At 50.2% G+C, this 6,000-nt stretch carries 3 protein-coding genes; 1 reads left to right on the top strand and 2 read right to left on the bottom strand.

The window, feature by feature from the left end; all coding sequences use genetic code 11:
• Nucleotides 1-93: 93 nt before the first annotated feature.
• Nucleotides 94-963: a lipid kinase gene (locus tag QUB33_RS22690; protein WP_333354607.1), complete on the bottom strand. Its 870-nt coding sequence runs from the start codon at nt 961-963 to the stop codon at nt 94-96.
• A 224-nt stretch (nt 964-1,187) separates the two neighbouring features.
• Between QUB33_RS22690 and QUB33_RS22685 the strand changes: the two genes are divergently transcribed.
• The gene (locus QUB33_RS22685; protein WP_333354603.1) at nt 1,188-2,480 is read left to right on the top strand and encodes a HEAT repeat domain-containing protein; all 1,293 of its coding nucleotides are present in this window, start codon (nt 1,188-1,190) and stop codon (nt 2,478-2,480) included.
• A 112-nt stretch (nt 2,481-2,592) separates the two neighbouring features.
• Here QUB33_RS22685 and QUB33_RS22680 read toward each other — a convergent pair whose 3' ends face one another.
• On the bottom strand, nt 2,593-5,994 hold the full coding sequence (locus QUB33_RS22680) for a PAS domain S-box protein (protein WP_333354600.1): 3,402 nt from the start codon (nt 5,992-5,994) through the stop codon (nt 2,593-2,595).
• Nucleotides 5,995-6,000 lie beyond the last annotated feature (6 nt).

Below are 6,000 nucleotides of genomic sequence, written 5' to 3'. Positions count from 1 at the left end.
TTGCACCTGAGTACCCATCGTGCGCTCGCATAACCCAAACCTCGTAAATCTTTTGGCTTTTATTCAGCAAGCCCTAATTATATTAGTTGTGAGTCATGAAGGAGCTATAACTGCTAAAGCTTGGGGAATCACTCGGAATTTTGCAGGCGTGTGAGTGGTGATTTCACCGTCTGTATTAATCGGACGGCGTTTGCTAGTATTAACCTCAAATTCTTGACCGTGCAAGGCGCGAACGTTAGGCCAAGTCGTATGATTTCCTTGCCTCATAGCGGGTAGCAAAGCAATGATTTCCCACCATTTTTTTGTTTCCAAACTGTACAAATCCAGTCGCCGATCGTCGATTGTAGCATCCTCGCTAACAGTCATGCCACCGCCGTAATAGCGCCCATTCCCGATAGCAATTTGAATAGTTTTAACATTAAAAGATTGGTTATTTACCTTAATTTCGGCTCGAAACGGTTGCGCTGACAAAATTGTCTGCAAAGCAGTAAAAGCATAAGCTAAAACTCCCCAGCGCTGCTTCACGTCTTTAGTCAACCGCTGGCAAATTTGCACGCTCAATCCCATACTCGCCACATTAAAAAAATGCTTGCCGTTCACCCAACCCAAGTCTATTAGCCGAACTTGACGGCTGGCAATTACCTGACAAGCTGCGGATAAATCTGTAGGAATTTCCAAAGTGCGAGCTAGGTCGTTAGCAGTTCCCATCGGCAAAATACCCAAGGGTAACTTCGTGTCTATCAAACCTTCTATGGCGGCGTTGAGAGTGCCGTCTCCGCCGCCGATTATTACTAATTCGACTTGAGTTTGGTAGCGCCGAATAGTGTCGGAAAGTTCGTGGGCGTGGTTTGTAGATTCTACCATTAACTCAAAACCCAGTGCTTCTAATTCTACAGTGGCTTGAGATAATAGCTTTTGCCCTTTTCGCGAGTGCTGGTTTACTAAAAGTAGAGCTTTCTTCATTGGTTAGTTGTTAATTGGGAATATTGAGTGTTTTTAATTACCAAAAGTATACCTTGATGCCTTAACTGTATGAAATTAATGCTTTAGTTCCCTTGTACCGATTATGATGGATTGACAAAAATGTAAAAAAATGGATAATTGTAGCAAAACATTCCTAAAAAGTACCTCCGGCTCTGGGCTAACAGCAAACAATCTCGCTTCTCGATCGAACTTAATTTAAAATCATGTGTAATATTTTACAAAAAGCGCAAGTCGCTGCCGATCGCCAAAACTGGTCTGGGCTAGTCGAATGCTTGCAGGAAGTGACAGCCAAGGGCAGTAAGCCGCAGGAACAGCACATTTTAGAACAAGCTGTCAGTTTAGCAATACAAGCCTTGGAATGGGGCGATTTTCAAGACCGTTGGGAAATTGCTAAAGTATTGCCCGATCTGGGAAATGGCGCGATCGCACCTTTAATAGCCGTGCTCGAAGACGAAGACGCAGACACGGAACCCCGGTGGTTCGCCGCCCGCATCCTCGGAAAGTTCGATCGTCCAGAAGTGATTCAAGCTTTAGTAGAATTGGTCAAAAATTCCGACGAAGAATTGAGCCAAATCGCCGCCGAAACCCTAGGGAATTTGGGCCAAACAGCCATAGAATCCCTAGCAACTCTTTTGCAGCAAAAAGACTCGCGACAGTTTGCAACAGCAGCACTCGCCCAAATTCGGCGCACCGAAACCATCGCACCGCTGTTGAGCGTAGCCGCAGACTCTCAAGTTGCGGTGCGGGCCGCCGCAATCGAGGCCCTGAGCAGATTTCACGACTCCCGCATCCCGCCGGTACTGGTAGCAGCGCTCAAAGATCCGGCGACAGCAGTCAGAAAAGAAGCCGTGCGAGCTCTTGGCGCGCGCGCCTATTTAGACCCAGAATTAGATTTAGTTAACTTGCTCAAACCTTTACTCTCGGACATCCGATTAGAAGTTTGTCAGCAAGCGGCGATCGCGATCGGGCGAGTGAAAACCGATGCTGCAGCGGCTGCTTTATTTGAATTGCTGCGATCGCCCACAACTCCAGTTGAACTGCAAACGGAAACTGTACGCGCCCTAATCTGGATGGAAACTGCAACCGCTTTAGCATATTTGCATCAGGCATTAATGGCGCAGTTTACTAACATAAATTTTACAGTTTATCAAGAGATAGTCACTGTTTTAGGTCGAGTAGAAAAGCCGGAATTAAAAGCTGTTGCTGCTGAAATTCTGATTAATTTGTTGAAAACAAATCATCCGACCGTGCAGGAGGCAGTTAGCAAAAAATCTTTAGCTTTAGGCTTAGGAAAATTAGGAGATATGAGAGGGCTAGATGCTCTGATTTCAATGTTGGGCGACGCAGACAGCAGCGTCAGGCTGCACTGCATGGCAGCGCTCAAACAGCTAGGTGCTGCCGAGGCCAGGCAGAAATTAGAAAACTTAGTTAAGCAAGAGAGTCTCGAACCGAGATTAAAACAGGGAATTGCGATCGCCCTGCAAGAATGGCAATAAAATCAAGAGCGAGCGGATTTGCGGAGAACCCTTAAATATAAGGTGCGCCATCAACACCTTACGTAGAACTTAAATATTGAATTTTGAACTCGATAACTGAAAAATCAAAACTTTAGCTCTGCTCAATTGGCAGCCGCACTCCGAAAGTCGAGCCCAGTCCTTCCCCAGGACTTTCGGCCCAGACACTGCCGCCGTGGAGTTCCACGAGATGGCGGACGATCGCCAATCCCAGTCCCAGCCCGCCGTAATTGCGCGTAGAAGTGCTGTCAGCTTGGCGGAAGCGATCGAACACAAACGGCAAAAACTCCTTGCTGATGCCAATTCCCGTATCGCTGACAACGATCGAAACAGAGTGAACCGGAGACGGCCCAGACAACATGGCGCCACCCCCTGCTCCCGGTTCCCCATCCTCCGAGAGCGTGATTTCCACGCGACCCGACGGCGGCGTAAACTTAATAGCATTCGAGAGCAAATTAGACACCACCTGCTGCAAACGAGTAGCATCGCCCCTCACCGAGCTCACCCCTTCATCACAAAAACTCACCAATTCAATTCCCCTAGCTTCAGCATCAGGGGTCAGCGCCTTCACTGCCGTTTCTACAATCCGCACCAAATCCACCGGGAACAGCTTCAAACACACTTTGCCGCTCACAATCCGGGAAACGTCGAGCAAATCCTCAATCATCTGAGTCTGCAACCGCGCGTTTCGCTCAATAGTCTCCAAACCCACAGCCGTTTTTTCGGCACTCATCTGGCGCTGCCGCAGCATCTGCGCCCAGCCCAAAATGGCGTTCAGAGGCGTCCGCAACTCGTGAGAAAGCGTTCCCAAAAACTGGTCTTTAATCCGGTTGGCCTCCGCTGCTTCCCGGTACAGCCGCGCATTGTCGATCGCCACCGCCGCATCTCGCGCCAAATCCTCCAGCAAAACCAAATCCTCCTGCCCGCAGCGACGGCCCGACTCCCCGCACAGCAGCGAAATCGCTCCCAGCGTCCGCCCGCGAGCGATCAGCGGCACGCAGATGGCCGACAGCACCTGGGATTGGGAGCGCAGCACCAACTGCAGTTCCCTGTCCGGCACAACCGCCTCGATCACCCATTCCGGTATTTCTGGGTAGAGCTTCGACTCACCAGTCCGCAGCACCTTTGCTACTCCGTGCCGTCCCTGGGGGTCTAGTGGCATACGCCGATCGATTTGCCACAGCAGAGCGACTTTGCTCGGATCTGAGTGAGCAACTGCTTGCAAGCGGATTGAGCCGTCTGCATCAAGCAAATGCACGCAGCACCAATCCCCCAGCCCCGGTACTGTTAAATCTGCCAAACCTTGAAGCGCCTTTTCGTAATCCAGGGAAGCCGACGACAGCAAAGCCAAAGCTTGAGCGCTAAAATAGGCTGTTTGGGCCGATCGCTGGCGATCGTCAATATCGGTACAAGTCCCGAACCATTTGAGAATTTGCCCATCAGCGTCCCGCACGGGCAATGCCCGGCCCAGATGCCAGCGGTAAGCTCCGTCAGATGCCCGTTTAAAGCGGTATTCCACCTCGTAAGTCTTCCCTGTCTCCACCGAGGTCTTCCAGCTTTCTACGGAATTTTCCACGTCATCTGGATGCAGGGCGAGCTGCCACCCCCAGCCTTGAGTTTCCTCCAGCGTCAAGCCAGTATATTCAAACCAGCGCTGGTTGTAGTAGTCGAACCAGCCGTCAGCTCTGGCAGTCCAAACTATTTGCGGGATGGCTTCAGCGAGAACGCGGTAAAGCAGTTCGCTGGCTTCGGCTTGGCGACGGGCGGCCTGTTCCCGCGCCAATGCCCAATTCCGCTGTTCTTCGGCCTCTTTGCGAGCGGTGATGTCGCTAATCACGCCGATCCATTTGCAGGGATTACCTTGTTTGTCAAGCACTGCTTTGCCCCGATCGATCCAGTGGAGCAAGCGGCCCCGCTGGCACTGAACGCGGTATTCCTGAAAAAATGGGGCGGCAGAACTGTCTGGCGCACTCAAATACCGATCGACTGCAGCCAAAACTCGATCGCGGTCGAGCGGGTGCAAGATACTGTTCCAAGCTGCTCTTGTCCTCGGAAATCCGCCTTTTTCGTACTCCAAGTGTTCGTCTACGTGACCGAACCACAGCACGATGTCGGTCTCGATATCCCATTCGTAAATCAAATCGCTGGCACTTTCTGCCGCAATCCGAAACCGCTCTTCAGACTGTCGCAGCACTTCCAGAAATTTAAAGCGTTCCGTCACGTCCAAAACCAGAGACAGCACCGATATCAACTGTCCCGAATCGCTGTAAAAAGCCGAATTGTACCACTCGCAATGCACCAACGAACCACCCTTATGATAATTGCTGTTGCGAACTACATTGCAGCGACTACCTGGTTTGTTTAAACTATAAATTGCCGATTCTACCTCTTCAAACTCACCCCCATCGATAAATTTCCATTCGCTAAAATGCTTGCCTAAAACTTCTGTTTCCTCCCAGCCAAAAATCTTCTGGGCGGCCGGCGACCACCCGCTAACCCGAAAATTTTCATCCCACTCAATCACCGCTAGGGGAGTATTTTCAAAATGAGAAGTGAGTTTTTGCAGCGCCTCGCGCAGGGATGCTTCTACTTGCTTGCGCCCAGTAATATCGCCAAAAGAAATAGCAATGCCGTCGCCCAATTTAACGGTCATAATCCGAAACCAGCCGACAATGCCTTCCCTGTTGTAATAAATCTCGGTATCGAGGGGAATTCCTGTTTCTACAACTTGCACGTAATGGTCGAACAAACCGCTATCTTTATGACCTGGCAGCACTTGCAGCAATCGCTTGCCGATTAATTCTTCAGGTGTATGTTGTTGAATTTTTGCCGCTGCGGGATTGACGTATTCCCATTCAAAATCCACAATTGTGGATTCGTCGCGAATGCTGCGGAACACGTTAAATCCGTCTAGAGATAATTCCTGAAAAACGCGGAAGCGTTCTTCGCTTTCTTGCAGCTTGCCTAAAGCGTCAAGCAGGAGTTCCTCGACTCGCTCGCGCTGCGTTATTTCTGCGAGCAATTGCTCGTTAATTTGCTGGAGTTCGGTTGTGGGGATTGGGACGGAATTTTTAATGGCAGAGTCGGCTTGCAGTCGATCGACCTTTTCATTTCCCAGTGCCGTATTTCCTGGAAAAGAGGCCGCCCCAGCCAAAGCCAACATTTGAGGAACCCAGGGTATCAGGGACGCTACAGCCCACAAAGAGATGATAGCGGTAACGGCGACGATCGAACTTGACAGCCAGTAGCTGGGATGCACCAGCATCCAAACTTGCATCAAGTGAGTTGTCCCGCTGCAAAAAAACCAGGCTCCCAATAGGAGAAACCCCTTGCTCAAAGGCACGTTCCGCTGCTTCCGGGCATAGTATGTCAAAATTGCTGGAATTGAATAATAAGCCAAGGCAATTAACAAATCGCTGGCTGCGTGCAGTCCCATCAACTGGGGCTGCCACTGGCAACAGCCATCTTGCGGAATAAAATTGTGGTTAAATGACATAATCTT

It is taken from the genome of Microcoleus sp. B3-A4 (assembly GCF_036705385.1).
Classification (GTDB): Bacteria; Cyanobacteriota; Cyanobacteriia; order Cyanobacteriales; family Microcoleaceae; genus Microcoleus.
The sequence above is the reverse complement of the archived record's forward strand: the minus strand, read 5'-3'. Positions and strand labels throughout refer to the sequence as shown.